The sequence below is a fragment of the Vibrio sp. FE10 genome (assembly GCF_030297155.1).
In the GTDB taxonomy this organism is placed as follows: Bacteria; Pseudomonadota; Gammaproteobacteria; order Enterobacterales; family Vibrionaceae; genus Vibrio; species Vibrio apostichopi.
Genome location: NZ_AP028068.1, coordinates 402473 through 423156 on the forward strand (window position 1 = coordinate 402473; position 20684 = coordinate 423156).

At 46.1% G+C, this 20684-nt stretch carries 16 protein-coding genes; 6 read left to right on the forward strand and 10 right to left on the reverse strand.

The genetic code is table 11. The annotated features are described in order from the left end of the window. Nucleotides 1-54 precede the first annotated feature (54 nt). A complete protein-coding gene (locus QUF19_RS18965; RefSeq protein ID WP_286302161.1) occupies nucleotides 55-1833 on the reverse strand; it encodes a sodium:solute symporter family protein in 1779 nt (592 codons plus the stop codon). Between the two features lie 573 nt (nucleotides 1834-2406). After that, nucleotides 2407-3246, reverse strand: a complete 840-nt coding sequence (locus tag QUF19_RS18970) for a helix-turn-helix transcriptional regulator (RefSeq protein WP_102436693.1) — start codon at nucleotides 3244-3246, stop codon at nucleotides 2407-2409. A gap of 378 nt (nucleotides 3247-3624) precedes the next feature. Here QUF19_RS18970 and QUF19_RS18975 point away from each other — a divergent pair, with 378 nt between their 5' ends. The 4 genes from QUF19_RS18975 (at nucleotide 3625) to QUF19_RS18990 (ending at nucleotide 9011) form a co-directional block, all read left to right on the forward strand. Beyond that, nucleotides 3625-5529 (forward strand): PTS fructose transporter subunit IIABC, encoded by a 1905-nt coding sequence (locus QUF19_RS18975; RefSeq protein ID WP_286302164.1) that lies wholly within the window; start codon nucleotides 3625-3627, stop codon nucleotides 5527-5529. Between the two features lie 108 nt (nucleotides 5530-5637). Continuing rightward, a complete protein-coding gene (gene manA / locus QUF19_RS18980; protein WP_286302166.1) occupies nucleotides 5638-6855 on the forward strand; it encodes a mannose-6-phosphate isomerase, class I in 1218 nt (405 codons plus the stop codon). Nucleotides 6856-7141: 286 nt separating this feature from the next. Then, on the forward strand, nucleotides 7142-7582 hold the full coding sequence (locus tag QUF19_RS18985) for a PTS sugar transporter subunit IIA (RefSeq protein ID WP_286302168.1): 441 nt from the start codon (nucleotides 7142-7144) through the stop codon (nucleotides 7580-7582). Nucleotides 7583-7595: 13 nt separating this feature from the next. Continuing rightward, complete coding sequence (locus tag QUF19_RS18990) at nucleotides 7596-9011, forward strand: PTS fructose transporter subunit IIBC (RefSeq protein WP_286302170.1); 1416 nt, start codon at nucleotides 7596-7598, stop codon at nucleotides 9009-9011. A 133-nt stretch (nucleotides 9012-9144) separates the two neighbouring features. Here QUF19_RS18990 and QUF19_RS18995 read toward each other — a convergent pair whose 3' ends face one another. The 8 genes from QUF19_RS18995 to QUF19_RS19030 all read right to left on the reverse strand — a co-directional run bounded on the left by QUF19_RS18995 (nucleotide 9145) and on the right by QUF19_RS19030 (nucleotide 18668). Continuing rightward, nucleotides 9145-10281 carry an ABC transporter ATP-binding protein gene (locus tag QUF19_RS18995; RefSeq protein WP_286302172.1) on the reverse strand — a complete coding sequence of 379 codons (1137 nt, stop codon included), beginning with the start codon at nucleotides 10279-10281 and terminating at the stop codon, nucleotides 9145-9147. A gap of 57 nt (nucleotides 10282-10338) precedes the next feature. Continuing rightward, entirely contained in the window at nucleotides 10339-11073 is a 735-nt protein-coding gene (locus QUF19_RS19000) for an HAD family hydrolase (RefSeq protein WP_286303270.1), read from the reverse strand. Further along, nucleotides 11063-12571 carry a CehA/McbA family metallohydrolase gene (locus QUF19_RS19005; RefSeq protein ID WP_286302174.1) on the reverse strand — a complete coding sequence of 503 codons (1509 nt, stop codon included), beginning with the start codon at nucleotides 12569-12571 and terminating at the stop codon, nucleotides 11063-11065. The genes QUF19_RS19000 and QUF19_RS19005 overlap by 11 nt, the downstream gene beginning before the upstream one ends. A 170-nt stretch (nucleotides 12572-12741) precedes the next feature. Continuing rightward, entirely contained in the window at nucleotides 12742-14022 is a 1281-nt protein-coding gene (locus QUF19_RS19010; protein ID WP_286302176.1) for an extracellular solute-binding protein, read from the reverse strand. Nucleotides 14023-14028: 6 nt separating this feature from the next. Further along, a complete protein-coding gene (locus tag QUF19_RS19015) occupies nucleotides 14029-14976 on the reverse strand; it encodes a carbohydrate ABC transporter permease (protein ID WP_286302178.1) in 948 nt (315 codons plus the stop codon). A 24-nt stretch (nucleotides 14977-15000) separates the two neighbouring features. Next, a complete protein-coding gene (locus QUF19_RS19020) occupies nucleotides 15001-15885 on the reverse strand; it encodes a carbohydrate ABC transporter permease (RefSeq protein ID WP_286302179.1) in 885 nt (294 codons plus the stop codon). Nucleotides 15886-15987: 102 nt separating this feature from the next. Next, nucleotides 15988-16872: a LysR substrate-binding domain-containing protein gene (locus QUF19_RS19025; RefSeq protein WP_286302182.1), complete on the reverse strand. Its 885-nt coding sequence runs from the start codon at nucleotides 16870-16872 to the stop codon at nucleotides 15988-15990. A 170-nt stretch (nucleotides 16873-17042) separates the two neighbouring features. After that, on the reverse strand, nucleotides 17043-18668 hold the full coding sequence (locus QUF19_RS19030; RefSeq protein WP_286302185.1) for an ABC transporter substrate-binding protein: 1626 nt from the start codon (nucleotides 18666-18668) through the stop codon (nucleotides 17043-17045). A 313-nt stretch (nucleotides 18669-18981) separates the two neighbouring features. On the opposite strand from QUF19_RS19030, the gene mpaA reads away from it, so the two are divergent. Continuing rightward, nucleotides 18982-19689, forward strand: a complete 708-nt coding sequence (mpaA, locus tag QUF19_RS19035; RefSeq protein WP_286302188.1) for a murein tripeptide amidase MpaA — start codon at nucleotides 18982-18984, stop codon at nucleotides 19687-19689. A gap of 376 nt (nucleotides 19690-20065) precedes the next feature. Then, nucleotides 20066-20611 carry a hypothetical protein gene (locus QUF19_RS19040; protein WP_286302189.1) on the forward strand — a complete coding sequence of 182 codons (546 nt, stop codon included), beginning with the start codon at nucleotides 20066-20068 and terminating at the stop codon, nucleotides 20609-20611. Nucleotides 20612-20684 lie beyond the last annotated feature (73 nt).

Genomic DNA, 20684 nt, shown 5'->3' on the forward strand with positions numbered 1-20684 from the left:
GCAATTACGCTCAGCCGTTCTATTCTAAATTGCTTATCTTGTAGGTTTAGTTACCTAAGCCGTTTTGTTCTCTTGTTTCGCATCTTCCACCGAGTCGTCTACGGCTTTCACCAGCATCAGACCAACGATGAACACGATACCGCCACATAGCACGAACATCATTCTTCCCCAGAATGGGTTCGGTAGAGCAAACATCGCCATCACTGCCACACCAGACACTGCGATCAGCGAACCCAGCATGTGACGTTGTTTGTTATCCAATTTCTTCTGTGCTGTTGATTCAGAAACCAAAGGTGTCGCAAGGTTGTTGAAGAAGGTATCAACATCTTTCTGACGAGACGCTTCTAGTGGTTTGTAGAACAAAGTCGACAGAATGAAGAAGCCACCTGTAAACGTTAAGTGAGCAATCAGACCTACCGCTACTTTCAAGTCAGACCATTCACGGCCTGTTAGCGGCTCTAGGTTGAACCAGTTTTGTAGCATTTCAGCGGTAATCACGAAGCCTACGATGTAAGACACAATCGCGCCAACCACTAGCGAGCCCCAACCTGCCCAATCCGGAGTCTTCTTAATGAAGAAGCCACAGAATGCTGGAATCGTCATTGGGAAACCGATTAATGCACCAACGTACATCATGGTGTCGAACAGGCTCAAACCTTTCAGCGAGTTGATAAACAGTGCGATAAGGATGATAGCGACACCGAAGACCGAAGACATCAACTTAGACACAACCATCAACTCTTTCTCTGTCGCGTTTGGACGAAGAATCGGTTGGTAGAAGTTGATAACAAAGATACCTGAGTTACGGTTTAAACCTGAGTCCATTGAAGACATGGTTGCTGCAAACATCGCTGCAATTAGAAGCCCTACCATACCTGCTGGCATGTATTGCTCTACAAAGTATAGGTAAGCAAAGTCGCCCGCTTTAGAGCCTGCATCTGGATAATGCGCCGCAAGGTCAATGCCTTGTCCAGCGACAAACCAAGGTGGCATGAACCAAATGATTGGACCGATTGTCATCAGAATACATGCCAACAGAGCCGCTTTCTTCGCGTTCTTTGAGTCTTTTGCCGCTAGGTAACGGTAAGAGTTCAACATGTTGTTGGTGATACTGAACTGCTTGAAGAAGATGAAGAATGCCCAGATTCCGAAGATGCTTACGTAGTTCAGATTGTTACCAGAAACGAATGATGCGCCTTCTGCTACAGGGAAGTCATTAATGATCTCAGTAACACCGCCACCTTGCACAATAGCGACCGCAGCACACGTTACTGTTACCGCCATGATGATGACCATCTGCATGAAGTCAGATGCGATAACCGCCCATGAACCACCAGTCACCGACATAACAAGTACAACAAGACCGGTTAGAACGATGGTTGTCGTCATATCGAAGCCAAAGATGCCCGATGCGATAATCGCCAAACCGTTCAGCCAGATACCCGCAGAAACAATACTGTTCGGCATGCCAGACCAAGTAAACACTTGCTCGTTGAAGCTACCAAAACGCATACGAATCGCGTCAATTGGCGTGACTACACGCAGCTGACGGAATTTCGGAGCGAAGTACAGGTAGTTCATCAGGTAACCAAAGGCGTTCGCTAAGAAGATAACCGCGACAGCCATACCATCGGCATACGCTTTACCTGCTGCGCCAGTGAAGGTCCAAGCACTGAACTGAGTCATAAACGCAGTCGCGCCAACCATCCACCAAAGCATGTTACCGCCCCCGCGGAAATAATCACTGGTTGTACTGGTGAACGTTCTAAACATCCAACCTATTGCGATAAGGAAAAGGAAATAAATTCCTACGATCAGAGTATTGAGTTCCATGTATAAGTCTTCTTTATTATTAATATCTGAAGAGCATATTATCCGTAGAAATTTTAATTTGTAGTATTATAAGTCAAGATTGTGATAAGCCGTATAAACCTGAATATTTAATTTTTAGACCTGAATTACATGTTAGTTAACAAAGAATATAATGCTATAAACTAAACATTAAAAATCAATAGATTACAGACATTTCAATCAGTAAGTCAACCAACAACAACGGGCTTTTATCGTCTCGATAAATGAATTTGAATTTACTTTAAAACCATTTAATGCACCCATTTTATATCTAAGCCCTTAGACGTTTAATCCCATTAATAGAGAGCGAAAAATAATAAGCAACTCGCAAAACCAAACCTTGTTGTTATTAATTGGAGCTATATAGAGAGTCGCAATAAATACACAAATATCAAAGAAAGGTTTGATAATAGATAAGGAAAACAGTCGAGAAGAGAAAGCTTAAAAGAAAACAGGGAACATATTGATCACCACCACACAGAGTCAGTTGTGATGACCAAGTCATACAAAATTCGCTCGTCTAAAATCAGATCGAGAAGATAATTTGAAACAGTATCAGATAGATCCACGATATTCGGTTGGGGTTTTTCCTGTTCGGTTTTTAAATACTCGGCAGAAGTAGTTCACATCTTTGAAGCCACAACGGACTGACACTTCATTGAGCTTGAAGTTGTACTTTTTGAGCATGAACTTAGCACGATCGACCCGCACGCGGGTGATGTATTCTGCCAGCGTCATGTGGCCTTGTTGACGGAACATTCGCGACAAGTGATTGGCTGAAATACTAAAGCGCGAGGCGATACTGTCTCGGGTGATATGACGGTGGAAATTCTCTTGAATGTAGATACAAATACCCTGATAGACATCCTGCACTCGGCTGTGGGATTTCTCGACTGGCGCATCCAACATCGTCTTACTGTATTGCAGTAGCGCTTGCAGTAATAACTCGTCCATTGGCTGCTTGTTACTCTCTCTCGCGAGTGAGCTGAGCGCCTCTAGAATGTTATCAATCGCAAAACCAGAGCGAGTCTGAATACTGTGCTTTTGAATATCATAGAAGCTCTCCTCGCCTTTGCGTTTGCTCACCAAACTTAAACCCAGCTGGCGACGCCCAAATAGCATGCTCAGCACCGAGCAGTCAGTGTCCCAATTGGGTTTATTCCAACAGTTGGGTGGGATGAAAATCGCGTCTCCGGCTTTGGCAATCACGTTGGTGATCTTCCGATCATGACTCTCCATTTCATTAATATACTCTCCGTTCAGCACTAGCTCTAAACGTGGAAAGTTCACCTGATAACTGCATGCTGAAGGCGTATGAAAATCTCCAGCAAACCAGATGTTGTGAAACGGTTCTCGCTCGTTTAACACCGACGAGATTAGGTCATGAAATATCATTCTTCGAACTCTTATGGGCAGCAATAAGGCTACGGGAATAGATATACTCCTTAGTGAAACATAGTGCTATTGAGCAAAATCACAATTTGAGATCTAGGTTACAAAAATCCAGTCGTGGAAATAAATCTCCAGTCACAAATCTGGTATGGCACGTAATTTCTCTAATAACCCAACACGCTACAGCCCTTATAAATAAAAGCTTCATCACCTCAGAATCGCTGTCAACAGTGACCAAAAAACGCACCACTAACCGATCAAAATCACACTCTATTTAGAACGCATCAATCATCCAGTAAATGCATTTTTTCTTCACTACAGAAGGTAAGCCGTAGATTCCAGAATACCCCTAACAAAATAAAAACAGAGTAGGGGTTCATTATGATCACGACATTGATCAATCAAGATTTGATTAAGCTTTCGCTTAGCGCTAATTCAAAAGAAGACGTATTTAAAGAGCTGATAGACGTGCTGTACGCACAAGGTCGAATTTCAGACAAAGCACAGTTTCTTACCGACATTAAGGCGCGTGAAGAACAGGGCAATACAGGGTTTGAAGAAGGCATCGCGCTACCACACGCAAAAAGCAGCGCGGTGATCAAACCCGCGGTTGTTATCGGCATCCATAAACAGGGCATCGAGTACGGCGCCGATGACGGTCAGCCATCAAAACTATTCTTTATGATTGCCTCTCCTGATGGCGGCGATAATCACCATATCGAAGTACTAGCAGAGCTTTCTTCAAAACTGATTGAAGAAGGCTTTATCGAAAGCTTCATGAATGCTCAATCTGAACAAGCCGCATTGGAACTACTGCTTACCAAACCTGAACCTTCAGCAACCGAAACCAACATTGAGAAGCAAGGTTTCATCATTGGCGTGACTGGCTGTCCTGCTGGCGTTGCACACACTTATTTGGCAGCAGAAGCACTAGAGAAAGGCGCTGCAGCACTTGGCTACGACATCAAGGTCGAAACCAACGGTTCTATTGGTGTTAAGAACAGCCCTACTCAAGAAGAGATTGAACGCGCAGACGCGATTGTCGTGGCTTGTGACAAGCAGGTCGACATGGCTCGCTTTGCTGGAAAACGTGTCATCTGCACCAACGTAAAAGCGCCAATCAAAGACGCGCAAGGCTTAATTAAACAAGCACTCAACGCACCTAGCTACCAAGCTGAACAAACACCAACCAATCAATCTGTTGTAGAAAAAGCCTCACAAGCGCGTTCAGACCTTTATCGTTACTTGATGAATGGCGTATCTCACATGATCCCATTTGTGGTGACAGGCGGTCTTTTGATTGCCCTAGCACTAGCCATTGGCGGCGAACCAAGTGAATCCGGTATGGCAATTCCTGCTGGCAGCATGTGGAACCAAATATTAGAAGTGGGCGTGGTTGCCTTCACCCTGATGATCCCAATATTGGCTGGCTACATTGCTTACGCGATCGCTGACCGTCCTGCCCTAACTCCAGGTTTAATTGGCGGTTGGATTGCGAACAACGGCTCTTTCTACGGTGCTGACGCCGGTACAGGCTTCATTGGCGCAATCATCGCCGGTCTATTAGTGGGTTACTTCGTTAAATGGATCACCTCGTTTAACTACCACAAATTCGTTCAACCACTTGTGCCTATCATGATCGCTCCGATCACTGGTTCTCTATTCATCGCGGGTCTGTTCATCTTTGTTATTGGCGCACCTATCGCTGGGTTGATGGATGCTCTTACTGCACTACTAACGAGCATGAGCACAGGTAACGTGGTTCTGCTTGGCATCGTATTGGGTGGCATGGCCGGTTTCGATATGGGTGGCCCATTCAACAAGGTGGCGTTCCTATTCTCGGTCGGCATGATTGCCAGCGGTCAAACTCAGTTCATGGGTGCAATGGCGTGTGCAATTCCTGTCGCTCCACTGGGTATGGCTATTGCAACCAGACTTGGCCGTAAGTTCGACTTGTTTGAATCTTCTGAAATTGAAGCGGGCAAAGCAGCAGGTGCGATGGGCTTGGTGGGTATCTCTGAAGGTGCGATTCCTTTCGCAGCTCAAGACCCGATGTCAGTTATCCCTGCCAACGTGCTTGGCTCAATGACGGCCGCGGTAATGGCGTTCTCATTTGGTATCACCAACAGCGTTGCTCACGGTGGTCCGGTTGTCGCTCTACTAGGCGCAATGAACTACCCAATGCTGGCACTTCTGTGCATGGCATCTGGTGCGGGCGTGACGGCGGTTACTTGTATCGCGCTTAAAAATCTACGCAAAGCCAAGCTAACGACAGCAGCGGCTTAAGTCATTTCAACTCCAATGGCCTGAGCCCTTCTACTCTACTGTTTTAGTAGCTAATAGTTTTTACTAACGAGTAGAGCTCAAGCCATGTTTCCCTTCATGGTGATTTCGATGTCTGATTTTTCTTTAGCGAACGACTCGTTCGTACAACGCTTTTTCTACCCTATGACCAACGTGATTCAAAACTACGCATGGGGTAGCCCTTCTTCGTTTAGCCAACTGTTTGGTATTGATAACCAATCTGGTGAGCCGCAAGCGGAGATCTGGATGGGCGCTCATCCTAATGGTTGCTCAATGGTGACTGATAACGGGCAACAAACCACTCTATCGAACCTGATTTCTAAGAACCTAAACTTGTTTTTAAGCGAGAAAGTGGCGAGTCGCTTTGGTGAGCTGCCGTATCTGTTCAAGGTATTGGCGGCTGAGAAAGCGCTCTCTGTTCAGGTACATCCAAACAAACAGCAAGCCGAATCTGGCTATGCTCTTGAAGAGCAGCAAGGCATTCCGATGACAGCTGGCAATCGTAACTACAAGGATGCCAACCACAAGCCAGAACTGGTGTATGCCCTAACCGACTACACCGCGATGAATGGTTTTAGATCAATCAACGAGATCCTTGAGCACTTCCACTACCTCGATATTCCAGAGCTGCATTCGATGGTCAATGACCTAGCGGGCGATCAAACCCCTAATGGATTAGCGTGCTTTTTTGAGAGCTTACTGTCTTTAGAAGGCGAACAAAAAGGAATGGCGCTTACCATGTTGATCATGAAGGCCAAGCTTTCTGATAAGCGTGTATTCCAATTGATTTCAGAACTGGAAGATCAATACCCAGGTGATGTCGGCCTGTTCGCTCCGCTACTATTGAATGTGATTACCCTAAAGCCTGGGCAAGCGATGTATTTAGATGCGGAGACACCCCACGCTTACATCAAAGGGACGGGCTTAGAAATCATGGCGAACTCAGACAACGTGTTGCGTGCCGGGTTAACGCCTAAGTACATGGACGTGAATGAGCTGGTATCTTGTACTCGGTTTAATGAAAAGCCTGCGGATAGATTACTGCTCAGCCCGATTGAGCAAGGTGATGTAATGGAATACCAAATTCCAGTTGAGGACTTTAAGTTCTCTATCGTGCAAAACTCACAGAAACGACAGATCACAACCGAAGGCGCCGAGATCCTATTGCCGCTCGACGAATCTATGGTGCTCACTCACCAATGTGGTGAAACCTGCGTAATTGAGAAAGGCCAATCCGTATTCATTCCGGCTTATGCTGAGAGTTACAAACTGGATTGCGTTGGACGCGTAGCGCGCGCTTACAGCTAGCTCCCTCAGAACTCAGTACTCAGTACTCAGTACTCAGTACTCAGTACACACCGTACATGCCCTGCTTTTGCGGGGCATTTTTGTTTTTGACGGAGGCTATTAGCGTGTCAAAAGCATAATCAAGACGCCATCAAACATGACCCAAATCACACCGCATTAATGATGCAAATCACACTTAATTTTGCTGGATACAAATGTACAGTGAAGGGCTTTTATTTGCTATTTCGCGAATCGGGTTAATCCATTAATTTTAATTCAAGAACTTCAATAGTGAATGAGTTAATAAATGATCACACAGCTAACCAACGTCAACTTAATTAATAACAACCTTCAAGCGAATAATAAAAAAGAACTGTTTGAAGAATTGGCAGGCATGTTATTTGAGAACAACCGAATCAGTAATAAAGAAGCCTTCTTGGCAGACATTGAAATTCGTGAATCTCAAAGCATCACCTCAATGGATGGCATCGCTTACCCGCACTCAAAAAGCAAGGCTGTAACTGAGCCGGCAATTGCGGTCGGTGTTAAGCGTGAAGGCATTGAGTATGGCGATGAAGACGGCATTAACCCAACCGTATTTTTTATGATTGCCTCTCCGGATAACGGTGCTGACCATCATATTTATGTACTACAAGAACTATTTGGAAAATTCAGCGATGAATTTATTCAATATATCCATAACGCAAAAGACGAACAACAGATCCTTAATATTTTAATTAATTCATAAGGCGTAGAAAATTATGAGCACCCTAACAACTCAAGCTACGAATACCAATAATAAAAATAGTAGTAGCGACTTTAAAAAAATCCTTAGTACCATGAAAGGCCACCTGCTTTTCGGAACCTCACACATGCTGCCTTTCATCGTAGCCGGTGGTGTTCTACTGGCTTTAGCGGTCATGGCATCTGGCAAAGGTGCAGTACCAGCAGACGGTTTGCTGGCAGACATCTCTAATATCGGTATCAAAGGCCTTGTTCTTTTCCCAATCATTCTTGGCGGCTTTATTGGTTACTCAATTGCAGATAAACCAGCGCTAGCGCCAGCGATGATCTCTTCTGGCATCATGGCTGACATGGGCGGCGGCTTCCTTGGTTGTATCGTGGCAGGCTTTATCGCCGGTGGCGTGGTGTTCCAACTTAAGAAGATCCCGCTTTCTGCGAACATGACGGCGCTGGGTGCTTACTTCATCTACCCGCTTCTAGGCACGTTAATCTCTGCAGGTATCGTTCTTTGGGGCATCGGTGAGCCAATCAAACTGTTCATGTCTTCTATGAACGAGTTCTTAGCTTCAATGGCTGGCGCATCTAAGATGGTTCTGGGCACAATCCTTGGCGGTATGACTGCGTTTGATATGGGCGGCCCTATCAACAAAGTAGCGACCCTATTTGCTCAAACTCAAGTAGACACACAACCATGGCTAATGGGTGGCGTAGGCATCGCGATTTGTACACCTCCTCTAGGTATGGCTCTGGCGACTTTCCTATTCAAAAACAAGTTCTCGAAACAAGAGCAAGAGGCAGGTAAAGCGGCAGCAATCATGGGTTCTATTGGTATCTCTGAAGGTGCTATTCCGTTCGCAGCGAACGACCCAATGCGCGTACTTCCTTCAATCGTTGCCGGAGGTATCGTGGGTTGTGTGTTTGGCTTCATGACAGACGTTCTACTACACGCACCTTGGGGCGGCCTAATCACTGCGCCAGTATCAAGCAACATTCCAATGTACGTCGTCGGTATTGCGCTTGGCTCACTAACTACAGCGGTTATCGTTGGCTTCTGGAAACCAGTCGCGGTTGAAACAGAAGAAGACATGCTTGAAGCAGCGCCAGTACAAGCTCAATCGGCTCCTGAAGCAGGTGAAGGCGAGTACGACATCGTAGCAGTAACATGTTGCCCATCTGGCGTTGCACACACCTTCATGGCAGCGAAAGCACTAGAGAAAGCAGGCTTGGCAGCAGGCCTTAAGATTAAGGTAGAAACACAAGGTCAAAACGGTATTCAGAACCGCATCACCGACCTAGATGTGGCGAACGCAAGACTGGTTATCTTGGCTCACGATATTCAAGTGAAAGACGCACACCGCTTTGCTAATGCGAACGTGATTGAGTGTTCAACTAAGGAAGCAATGAAGAAAGCTGCGACTATGGTGGCTATCTAAAACCTGAAACAAGTTAGAAGATAAAATTACTACCCCCTAGTAACTAAAATCCCCATTCGTTTTGTCAGCGAATGGGGATTTGTTTATCTAGTACGAATTGGTCACAAACTTTAGCTCTGTAACGTCAGTTTGATCAGCCTTGAGGAACAAGGGTCTCTTCGGTTCCCAAATCAAACAAGTGACACTGTAGCGTATTAAAGTGAAGTGCTGTCTCTTCTCCGCTGTTTGCAATTCGGTCTGCATCGAAAGGGACACGTGCCACCAGCTTGTCTGCTCCGAGTTTGAAATAGAGATACAGTTCATTACCCATAGACTCGACAACATCTAGCCTGTGCGTTTGAGTATTCACTTCCGACAGCGGCGCATCGTGATTAGCGAGTTGAATATGTTCAGGGCGAACACCAAACCACAACCACTCTCCTACTTTTTCACGGGCGATAGCCTGCTTGTCTTGTGGCAGCGTCCAGCGTGCTCCACTTTCTGATACCACGTTCATCACACCGTCAATCTCATCCACCCTAACCTTGATAAGATTCATGGCTGGCGAACCAATAAAGCCTGCGACAAACTTATTGGCTGGGTACTGATAAAGATTCATCGGCGTATCAACTTGCATGATCTCACCTTGATTCAATACACAGATACGATCGCCAAGAGTCATCGCTTCCACCTGATCGTGTGTCACGTAGATCATGGTGGCGTTTTGCCCTTCTTGCTTCAGATTGTTGTGCAGCTGCGCAATACTGACACGAGTCGAAACACGCAGCTTTGCATCCAAGTTAGACAAAGGCTCATCAAACAAAAACACATCTGGCTTACGCACCATGGCACGACCTAGAGCCACACGCTGCCTTTGACCCCCAGACATTTCACCCGGCTTGTTATTTAGCAGATGCTCGATATCCAACGTCTTGGCTGCGTCTTCAATACGTTCATTGATTTCATGCTTTGGCAGCTTTTGTTGCTTAAGGCCAAAAGCCATATTTTCATACACCGACATGTGCGGATAAAGCGCGTAGTTCTGAAACACCATCGAGATGCCGCGATCTTTAGGTGGCAGCTCGTTCACACGCTTATCGCCAATGTAGACATCGCCTTCTGAGATATCTTCAAGGCCAGCGATCATTCGAAGCGTGGTGGATTTTGCGCAGCCAGACGGCCCAACAAACACCATAAACTCACCTTCGCGAATATTAAGATCGACACCGTGCACGGCCTTAAAACCATTTGGGTAGGTTTTTTCTACCCCTCTCAGTGTGACTTCAGCCATAACCTGTCCTTAAATCAATTCGTTAAATACTATCTTTGGAATCTGTCGTTAAACGTTTTAACCACGTTCTTGCAGTTGATTGAACTCAAAATGCGCGACCGATGCGATAACCAGATCCGCCACAGGTTCTAACTCGCTGTGTTGCGCAGTGCCAGTCAGCACGCCAACATTGCTTGCGCCTGCGTTACGGCCAAATTCCATATCTGAAACCGTGTCACCAAACATGATCACTTCGTGTGGCTCAATGCCGCACTTTTCACAGAATGCATTGAGCAGTGCGGGCGCTGGTTTAGGTTCGATATCGCCATCGGAGTAACCGACATAATCGAACATCTCGCTCAACCCCGATTGCTCTAGCGTGTAGATGGTTGAGTCTTTGGTATCAGCAGTCGCGATGCCTAAAATCATGCCTTGTTGCTTGAACAGACCGAGCTTTTCGGGCACACCCGGTAGGGCTTCAATCCAACTTGGATTCTCTTCCACTTCGTCATTGAAAGCCGCTTTGGTCACCTTAGTAAACTCAGCGAGCGAGACATCAGGTTGCAGCATGTTGAACCACGCTGTCGCGGTATCTTCCACTGGGTTTGAGGCTAATAGTCCATAGTTATCAACCACATCACCTTCCACGCCAATGGCTAAGAGTAACTCAACAGGTGTGACAGTTTGATTACCTTGATGTTGGTCAGTGAAGGATTTCACACGCTCACAAGCACCACGAGAAACGTTGAGCCACATCTTGTGGAACTCTAACAATGTGCCGTCTTTATCAAATAACATCGCCTTAAACTTCATCACGGCTCACTCGCTCCATTAGTTCTCCCCAAGTACGCACTAGGGGTTGGTTAAATTCTGGTTGTTTACCGTCGAATACGGCATTGATGCAGCCTTCAAACTCACGTTCGTCAGATGCAGGTTGAGTGCTGTTGATTAATGCTAAAGAAAGCTCTCCACGACGAATATCGACACGACACCAACGGTAGCCCTCATCAACATGGATACTTTGCAGCTCATCACTCAGAGCGATTCGTTCAACAATCTCACCATCCACCACGCACTCAGCGTAGTAAGGGTTTTCTGAATCAGAGACTGCGATTCGGTATGTTAGTGGCTGACCTTGAGAATCGTTGCCCGGTAGCAAGTCGCCTAAGTTGATGTCAAACTTCAGGCCACAGCGGCGCTCTAGGTAAACTTGCCCATTACGCAAACCAGACAAGATGCCTTCGCCGCTCAAGCCATGGCTGTAAACGAAAGTTGATGGGTCACCGTAGATAGAGGGCTCATTCGCTTTTGGATTTCGTTCATGGGGCTCAAGGTGTGAATCGCTGCCGCCAATCGCGGTAATTCTCTGGCCGCAACTCCACATTTCATTGAGAACCAATAGCGCTTCTTCGGTCGCTTTTGGCGAGGTCGACCAAGTTGGGTCACAACACACTTCGAACGTAGACACTTGGCTGAGATCCACTTGATCGTAATGCCAATGCCACGGCTTCATCATCGGGTGATTAATGCCAAGGGAACTGTGTCCGCCATTGTGTCCACTTCTAGCTAAGCTCAATCCCGCTTCCATGGTCGCTTGGCTGCTGTGTTCAACGTCTCTAAGGTCCAAAGACTTAACCGGGCCATGCACGTTGAAGTGCCCGAGATCTGTCGTGACTTCTAACGCGGGTAAGAACAAGCACTGGTTTGATACGGGCAATTTAGGTTGGCAGATGTTGTGCTCAGTGAAGAAGAAGAAATCGAGTCCTTGTGATTCCACAATGTCTTTAGCCGCTGCCAAGGTATTGTGACCATCAGAAAGCTGAGTGTGAGCGTGTAAATCGCCACGATACCAGCGGGAATCAGAACTCAGCATGTGGCTGTAATCAAACTCGATATCGTGATCAACTGTTACCGTTGGGTTCAGTTCTAGCTCACTCTCAATTCCGTCAGTGCCTAGCTCATTAGAATGATTAACTAACTCATCAGAGCAAAGCATATCGACTTGATACTGCATCGCGCGCTCGGTGCGAAACTCACCTTCAAGGTTATAAAGTTCTAAGAACCACTCGCCCGATGGAATCGCGCCATCAATCGCGCCTAGGCCAGAATTTTGCGGTTGGATAGTGAGTGACTTGTGCGCCTTTTCAAACAACACTTTGCCACGAAATGCTTGGTTGGCATCATACGCCGCCGCGTATAAGAATCCTTTTTTCACCGTTGTGCCGGTAATCGTTACGCAGTGAGAACCGGCTGGCACATCAAAGGGGATACGTACTCTGCCAAACGGCAGCTCACCTTGAAATTGGGTCATTGTCTTCACCAAATTCGTCCTAATTGAAGGACTGGGTCAAAAAGAGGCCCACCCGAATAGATGGGCCTTTGTTAGTTCATCGCTCGTTATTAATCGCTGCTGGCTATTAACAACTATTCATTGCTAATCGCTCTTCGTTACTAATAGCCAAGCGCTAATCACTTTACAGATTAAGAACGATTCGCTCGGTCTAGTGCACGTTGCGCTTTCTTCGCCGCTTGCTTCAGCGCTTTGTCAGCTGGCACGTTCTGGATTTGAATCTGATCCGCTGCCACTTTTAGAGCATCCATGATCTTACCGTTGGTAGGGTCTAGGAAATCTTTGGTTGCCGTGTTCGCTTGCTTCAACGGAATCAGAGCTTGAGGGTTATCTTTAGTGAACGCTTGATACTCTGGTACTTCAGAAACACTGTTACGCACTGGGATGTAACCTGTGAACATTGACCATGCTGCCGTGTTCTTCGCATTGGTGTAAAACTCAACAAACTCGAATGCACCTTTGGCTGCTGCTTCGTCTGTGCCTTTTGGCATCACGTAAACCAACGCACCCGCTTGTGGCGCAGAAGGGTTTGAACCCCAACCAGGCTGTGTAGTTGCTGAAAGCTTAGTGAAGTCCAAATCACCTTGGTCGCCCGATGAACCGGTGTAACCAAGTGCGTTGTCTTTCATCACGTCATCAATGGTTTTGTACCAGTATTCCCAACCTTGACCGCCGTAGTGAATGCGCATGATTTGATCATCGTGGATCCACTTACGGAAGCTGTCCCACACCTCAACCCATTCAGCCGAGTCGATGAGCACTGTTTTGCCGTCATCACTGATGATCTGCGCGCCGTTAGAGAAAGCCGCGTCAATCATGTTGTCTTGACCCCACATCGGCTCCCAGCCATAAAACGTCACTTTGCCTTTCTCATCACGCTGTGTGACTTTTTCAGCGACCTTAGCCACACCTTGCCATGTGTTTAGGTCTTGCTCGGTAAAACCGTTGTCTGCCAATACCTGCTTGTTGTAGTAGAACACTTGAGTTGTACCGTAAGCAGGTAAGCCGATGATGGTGCCATCGTCCGCAGTCACTTGGTCTTTAAACGCACCAATAAAGTCAGAGAAGTTAAACTCTTCATCCATGAAAGCCGTTAAGTCACGGCTCAAACCACGACCATGCATCGCTTCCGCACGGCCTGAATCTAGCAGCACAAGTTCAGGTGCAGTTCTAGACGCTAAACCAGCTTGTAGCTTCTGATAGGTTTCTGTGTAGTTACCTTGTAATGCAGGCTTCACCACATACTCATCTTGGCTCGCATTGAACTCTTCGATGAGCTTAGTCATCATTTGCTGTGGCTTAGTACCACCGGAATACCAAAAGTTAACTTCGGTTGCGGCAAGAACACTGCTAGAGAACATAGACGCGCTTGCTGCGCCAGCACACACTAGTGCGAGAGTTTTTAGTTTCATTTCCGTTTACTCTTTTACGCCGTTATCGGCGATACCTGAAAGAATCGTCTTTTGACAAATGACGAATAGAATTAACAAAGGCAATACTGCAATGGTGCTCGCCGCCATAATTTGCGACCAGTTCAATCCATAGTTACCTTCGGCAATAAAGTAGTGACGAATCCCGGTCGCAATCAGGTTAAGATCCTGAGTGGTGATAACCAGACTCGGCCACATGTAGCTGTTGTAATTGGTAATAAAAGTGATGAGGAACAGTGTTGCGACTGCTGCTCGGCATTGCGGTAAGATGATTGCCCATAAGATTTTGAGCTCACCTGCACCATCAATTCGTGCCGCTTCAATCAGCGACGGATGCACCTTGATAAACACTTGGCGTAGATAGAACACACCGAACACCGACGCCGCGTTCGACGCCACCAAGCCCATGTGTGAATCCAACAAACCCAGTTTTGCCAAGGTGATGTAAGACGGAATGTAAGTCACTGCGCCCGGCAGCATGTAACAGCCCATCACGACGAAATAGAGCACTGTCTTCGAGCGAAACTTCAGCTGAGTCAGCGCGTATGCAAACATCGCTGAATTCACAATCACCAACAGCGTAGTGAACAAAGCCACGCTAAAACTGTTGAAGATGTACAAGCCAAACGGCGCGCTGTGAAAGGTTTCGACAAAGGTTTCCCAGCGAAACTGCTCTGGAATCAAGTTAAGCGGACTGGCAAAAATCTCATCATTGCTTTTCAGCGAGCCAGACAGCATCCATAAGAACGGGAACACCATAATGGTTCCGCAGGTTGCCAAGAACAGGTGCTTAGCCAATGCAATAAACGAACGGCGATCCACTGAGGCTTTCTTTGACGCAACCTCTAATTTGCTCGCTTTCGTTCGTGTTGTGATTTTGGCTTTCGCGGTGCTCTGGTTTAATACTTGATTGGCATCCAATACTTGCGTGGTCATAATTCTGCCCTTTCAAAAAATCGACTAGTAGTACACCCAGCGCTTGCCGATGTAGGTATTAATAAGTGCCAGCAACCCAGTAATCAGGAATATCACTAACGATGTCGCGGCCGCAAGTCCCATTTCGTAACGCTCAAACGCTTGTTGGTAGAACAAGTACAACAAGGTACGAGTCTCACCACCCGGCCCGCCTTGCGTTAGGATCTGGAACTGATCGAACGCCTGCATTGCCGTGATAATGTTGACCACCACTAGGAAGAATGTGGTGGGTGAAATCAGTGGCAGCGTTATCTTCAAAAAGCGCGTTAAACTGCTGCAACCATCAATCAAAGAAGCCTCATACAGTGACTCTGGAATCTTGTTGAGTGCACTGATGTAGAACAGCATCGTCCAACCAATCGCCTGCCAAACCGTCACGATAATCACAGCAATCAAGGCTGTGTTCCCGTTCTCTAACCATGGAATCGCGCTAAACCCTGCCGACTCTAATAAGTGATTTGCCAAGCCCGATTTAGTTTCAAAAACCCAAGACCAAACAATCGACACCGCAACGGTTGGCGTAATCCAAGGGGAGAAGATCACTGCACGATAAAACTGGCTACCCTTGAAGTTTTTGTGTAACAACATGGCAAACACAAGACCAAGAATGATGGTTGGAATCACCACACCGACCGAGAACCAAAACGTGTTGAGCACTGCTTGAATGAACTCGTAGTCCTCAACCATGTACTCGTAATTTTCTAAACCGATAAACGAATAATCTGGCGAGATGTAATCCCAATCGGTGAAGCTGATATAAATCGAATAACCAAATGGTACGAGCCAAAAAGTAAACAGTGGCACCAACAACGGTGCGGTAAATAACAGTACCTTTAAGCGGTTTTTCATTGGTTGTGAGAAAGCACTCATGGTGACCTCGTCCTTATTTGTATGCGGTTAAACTAAGTGTTTTTTATGACAGGTTAGTAAGAGCGTCCTTCATTTTTTTTATGGCTACCCATAAGAAAATCTTTACTCCAGTTCACCGTCTTCCATCTGGTGATAGAGCCAATCGCAGAAGAAATTCACCTTGGCACTGCGACTGTGTTTGGTAATCAGGTAGTGGGCTGATTCGGCAGGCATCGACGAATCACTCGCCAGTACCAGATCGTTTTTCTTTAGCAACTCAGACACTGCGAGGGAGCGCACTAACAACATCCCAATCCCATGCTTAACCGCTTCTAAGGCGTGCAAAGAGTTACTCACTTCGAGCAGAACTTTCGGTAAAGTCATCTCGAATTGGTTATGACTGAGCCATTGCAGCCAGTTCTCTCGGTAGCCTTTTACCTGAACCGTTGGCAGCGCAGCGAAGTCGGGCTTACTAAGTAGTTCTTGATGGTCGGCTTTGAATTGAGGGCTGCACACCAACTGCCAATGTTCTTGAAACAATCGCTCACAATGGGTGTCTTCGCTTTCGACCTTGCCGTTGGTCAATTCGATATCAACATTCTGACAAGGGTTGGTTGATGGCCAGTCCACCAGCTGAATATCGAGCCTGATAAAAGGGTATTTTTGATAAAAAGATGGCAGGCGAGGTAACAGCCAGTTATGGCAAAAGGTGTGATTAACGCGCAGGCTCAACACGTCGGTTTCTTTTTCCCCGAAGAGGATTTGAGTCTGTAGTTTCAGGTGAGCGAGCGAACCCGCAACAATCGGTTGATAATGTTGGGCAGCCGACGTCAGCTTTACGCCTTTGGAGCTGCGTTCAAACAGTGTGGTATCGAGAAAGGTTTCTAAACTTTTAAGCTGCTGACTCACCGCAGCTTGCGTAACACAAAGCTCTCGCGCAGCAGCACCAATAGAACCGAGGCGGGCAACAGCTTCGAACGCAACAAGGGCACGTAGAGGGGGTAACATGGCTTCACCTGATTGAAATAAAAGTGAAAAATACTTCAATCAGGTTTCAGTTTTTTGCGCTTACCGTTACAGATTAATGACGAAGGGACGTTGATCAGATATTTATGATCAACGTCCCTTTTCTCTATTTCATATTTTTAGCGGTGTGTCGCCGCGTGAACCAAACGCAATTACTCTTTGATGTAGAGATCCTTAGAGTAGATACGTCCTTCTACATTGTTCTTCGCAAAACCACCGACACTTGGTCGTACTAGTCGAGCCTGCATATAGTAGTAAATTGGCGCGATCGGCATGTCTTCTGCCAGTAACTGTTCAGCTTGGTCATAGAAACCTTGGCGATCTTGTTCGCTGGTTGCGGCTAAGGCGCTGTCCATTGCTGCGTCATACTTGTCATTGCTGTAACGAGCAAAGTTACCCGAAGAACCAGAACGTAACAGGCTCAAGAAGGTTGATGCTTCGTTGTAATCCCCACACCAAGAGGCGCGCATTACATCAAAATCACCTTGGCGACGTGACACCAAGTAAGACTTCCATTCTTGGTTTTCAAGCTCGACTTGTGCGCCCAAGTTGCCCTTCAACATTGACGCAATCGCCACTGCAATCGACTTGTTCGACTCACTGGTGTTGTAAAGAAGTTTGAAATCCAATGGGTTAGACGCATCGTAGCCCGCTTCTTTCAACAGCTCTTTCGCCTTTTGGTCTCGCTCCTTTTGAGTCCATGTGCTGTATTCAGGCTGAGTCGCATCAAAGCCTGCCGTGTACTCATGGGCAAAGGTATAAGCCGGTAGGTTACCCACCTGAGTGACACCATTGGTGATCACATCACGCATCATGGAGTACGACACCGCTTTACGCACTCGCGCGTCATCAAACGGAGGACGCGTGGTATTGAACGCGTAGTAGTAAGTACACAGCAAAGGTACCGCGGTAAACGCATCTTGGTATTTGGTTTTAAGTTGTTGCGCCATGTGTGTCGGCACATCAGAAGTGATATCGACCTCGCCCACCGCATAACGGTTGATCGAGGCATTCTGGTTCTCGAACGGAATGTAAGTCACTTCAGTTAAGTGCGTATCTGCGTTGTCCCAATATTTCGGGTTCTTCTTCAGTTCAATGCGCTCGTTAACCACCCACTCGTCCAATACAAATGCACCATTGCCAACAAATTGCTTAGGGTCGCTCCACGGCTTGTCGCTGTTTTCTAGCGTTGCCTTGTGAACTGGCATCATTGAGGTGTGGCCTGTCATCGCCACAAAGTAAGGTACTTTGCTATCGAGTTCGAACTTCACCGTGTGCTTATCAACGGCAGAGATACCTAACTCTTCAACGGGCTTCTTGCCTTCGGCTACGTCTGCAATATTGCTGATTTGAGTAAGTTTGAGATACCAAACATTCGGCGAAGCGAGTTTCGGGTCGACCGCTCGTCTTATCGCATACACGAAATCATCGGCCGTCACTGGATCGCCATTCGACCATTGAGCATCTTTACGTAGGTGAAATACAAACGTCTGGTTGTCTTCGGTTTCCCAAGATTCCGCAACACCTGGGGTAATATTGCCATCGCGGTCTTGAATCACTAAACCTTCAAATAGGTCACGCAGAATGTGCATTTCAGGCAAGCCTTCTGCCTTCGCCGGATCGAGTGTCGCAGCTTCCGCATCATTAGCACGTACCAAATGTTGCTCTTTCGCCAGAGAAGTTCCGGCAGGCAATGTTTCAGCAACGGCAGTCACTGAGATAAAAGGGGTCAATAAAGATGAAATGATTAAAGCCGTTGAATGTTTCTTAAAATCCATGTTTTTTTGCTCTCCTAGCCTATCTTTGAAGCAAAGTAATAAAATTAACAATGCGACGGTTGACGAGTTTTGACGCTATGGTTTATTTAATAGAGGTCATCTAAATAGTAGTTATACCAATCACAGTAAGTAAGTGTTCAAAAATAGCGCAGGAAAAAAGCTTGAGAACAAGGCGGATTTTTTCGATAAGTAGTTATTCTACAATCAAAAAATCTAAAGACGTTATCGAGATTTTTAACAAGCTAGGGTGAACAGTTATTTACTACGATTGGTATTACTTATTTGATAGTACTTGATCAATCAGGAGATTAAGGTGAGTTTAATTCCAAGAACGGAAAGAGCTGCGTTTTCGATAAAACCGCTGTCATATGGAAAATCGGTGTTGGGTGCACCCTTACTTTATTTCCCCGCGCAAATAGAAAGTGAGTCTCGCGGGCTGATTTTAGCGGGCACACACGGCGATGAGACCGCATCTATCGCGGGTTTGTCTTGCGCCCTAAGAAGCTTGCCTGCCGCCAACTTACGACACGATGTGATTCTGTCGATGAACCCAGATGGCAATCAACTCGGCACTCGCGCTAACGCTAACCAAGTCGATTTAAACCGCGCCTTTCCGACTCAAAACTGGACAGAAAACGGCACCGTTTATCGCTGGAGTTCTCACACTCCGGTCAGAGATGTAAAAGTAAAAACGGGGCAAGCCGACCAGCTTGAACCTGAAGTGCAGTCGCTCATCAACCTCATTGAGCAGCGCCAACCTAAATTCGTCATCTCTTTCCACGAACCACTCGCCATGGTCGACGACCCAACCCAATCAGAACTTGCCACTTGGCTAGGCAAACAGTTCAACCTACCACTAGTCGAAGACGTCGATTACGAAACCCCAGGTTCATTCGGAACATGGTGCCAAGAAAGAAACTTACCGTGTATTACCGTAGAACTGCCACCAGTGTCTGCGGATTTGACTATCGAGAAATATTTGGATGCGTTTGTGGCGGTGTTGGAGTGTGAGGGGAGTTAGACAAACTCATTTTTGGACAGAAGTACGTTACGAAAATCGTACATTAGCAATTAATGAATAACTTTTTATAAAGCAAATATTACCAGTCAAAAGCCTTTGTACAGTACGCTTTTTGCCTCCTGATGTTTAATGGTATTTACATAGCTGACAATATGAGACCTATGGCGCACTTACACCTTTCATCCTAACGAAAAAGCTTTACAGTGTATGAAAGTCTCTAATGAACCCACGAGCATAATTATATTTAGTTGAGGAAGAGACTCATCTCAAAACTGGCTGAGAAAAAATGCAGTGAAAAATTAGCACAAGCTGATAATTAGTAATAAGAATAATGCTTAGGAGTTGCAATATCCTACGCTAATAATGGAGGCCGAACGTGGCAGCTAGTTATACATTAGATGAGATCAAATCAAAAATGCTATGGTCTCCTTTTAAACTAAACCGAATAAGAAATGAGTGCCTTGATAGCTATGTTTTGTTCATCGGCTTAAGTTTGTTTGAAAAGTTCAACCTTGTCTCCATTGAAGAAGATAAGCGTGAGAAAGCCTTAAAAGCTATCGCTACCGCATATGAAATAATCTCGAAGTACTTCAAACCTAAAAAGATTACAGATGAAGCTATTGTCAACCTATTCTGCAAATTCGTACTCAAAACCGAAATTCCTTTTAAGCATGGAATAGAACATCAAGACTCTAAAATGAAAAGTGAGATAAAAACAGCGTTAGATCATCTCATAACTTCTGAAGGCTTTAGTGAATATGACTTGAATAGCTTAGTCCAAGGTTCGTGGGCTAATTACATACAAGTCTCATTAAATGGTAACCAGTGTTTTGAAATTACTGAATGGGAAGTGATAATTTCATTCAGTGATCGTTGCACTTATGAAACTCTGACAAAAACAGATCAAGAATCAATTTGGTAACTTTGGAGAGGTAAAGTTAACGATCGGCTGAGAGTTATGTCGAATTCCTCCCCTCTCTCTTTGGCGCAACTTA